This is a genomic window from Streptomyces calidiresistens (genome assembly GCF_014141525.1).
Classification (GTDB): Bacteria; Actinomycetota; Actinomycetes; order Streptomycetales; family Streptomycetaceae; genus Streptomyces; species Streptomyces calidiresistens.
Genome location: NZ_VKHS01001232.1, coordinates 1 through 1,082, shown reverse-complemented (window position 1 = coordinate 1,082; position 1,082 = coordinate 1). Strand labels below are relative to the sequence as shown.

Annotated in this window: 1 protein-coding gene; it reads left to right on the top strand. The window is 74.8% G+C overall.

What is annotated here, in order from left to right; all coding sequences use genetic code 11:
- The first annotated feature begins 431 nt into the window (after positions 1 to 431).
- Entirely contained in the window at positions 432 to 1,064 is a 633-nt protein-coding gene (locus FOE67_RS26575; protein ID WP_182667369.1) for a TetR/AcrR family transcriptional regulator, read from the top strand.
- Positions 1,065 to 1,082 lie beyond the last annotated feature (18 nt).

Below are 1,082 nucleotides of genomic sequence, written 5' to 3'. Positions count from 1 at the left end.
GTCACCGGCACCCCCACCACCGCGCCGTTCCCGTTCCCCTCCCCGCCCCAGCGGACCTCCGAGACCGCCGTGGTACGGGCGTTGACGGCCAGATCGACCCCCACGCTGCGCCGCATTCGTTTCCCCTCCCGCAGATTCCTGATGCCCCGACCCGTGAACGGGGCCGGCGGTCCGGTGAGCGTAGCGGTCCTCGCGGGGCCGCCGGCGTGCCCCGGGTGCCGGCCGACTACCGCCGGCGGGTCCCGCGGTCGCCGTGGTTCGGCAGGTCCTTCCCGCACGTCGCGCTCTTCAGCCGCCCCGGCCGCGTTTCGGGGCCCTCGGCCGCCTGACGCCCCGCTCGGCCCGTTCGGGCCCGGGAAAAAACCGTGGACACCTCCAACCTTGAGCCTCTAGGTTTCTTCCGAGAGCTCACAGCAAAGGGAGGAGTGCGAATGCCACGGGTCGGACTCACCGCCGCCGGGCTCACCGAGGCGGCGGCGAAGATGGCGGATGAGGTCGGCCTCGACGGCGTCTCCCTCTCCGCCCTCGCCCGGCGCTTCGGGGTGCGGGACGCCAGCCTCTACTCCCACGTCCGCAACCTCCGCGAGCTGCGCGTGCGCGTCGCGCTGCTCGCCGCCGCCGAGTTGGCCGACCGCATCTCGGCGGCGATCGCCGGCCGGGCCGGGCACGACGCCCTCGCCGCCTTCGCGGACGCCTACCTGGGCTACGCCATCGACCACCCCGGCCGATACGCCGCGACCCACCTGCGTCTCGACCCCGAGGAGGTCGCCGCCACCGGCGTCGACCCGAGCGGCCCGCGCCGGGGCGCCGAACTCACCTATGCCGTGCTGCGCGCCCACGGCCTCGCCGAACCGGACCTCACCGACGCCGCCCGTCTGCTGCGCGCCACGCTTCACGGCTGGGCCCACCTCGAACGCACCGACGCCTTCTCCCACCCCCGTGACCTCCGGGAGTCCCGGACGCGCTCCATCGAGGCGCTCCACTCGCTCCTGGGCAACTGGCCGGCCCGCTCCGAGCCGGCCCGGACCGACCGATCCGATTCCGAAGGGAACCCCCGACCATGACCCCGCACCGCCCCACCG

Coding starts and splice junctions, on each gene's coding strand:
- FOE67_RS26575 (WP_182667369.1), top strand. CDS start 432: ATGCCACGGGTCGGACTCACCGCCGCCGGGCTCACCGAGGCGGCGGCG.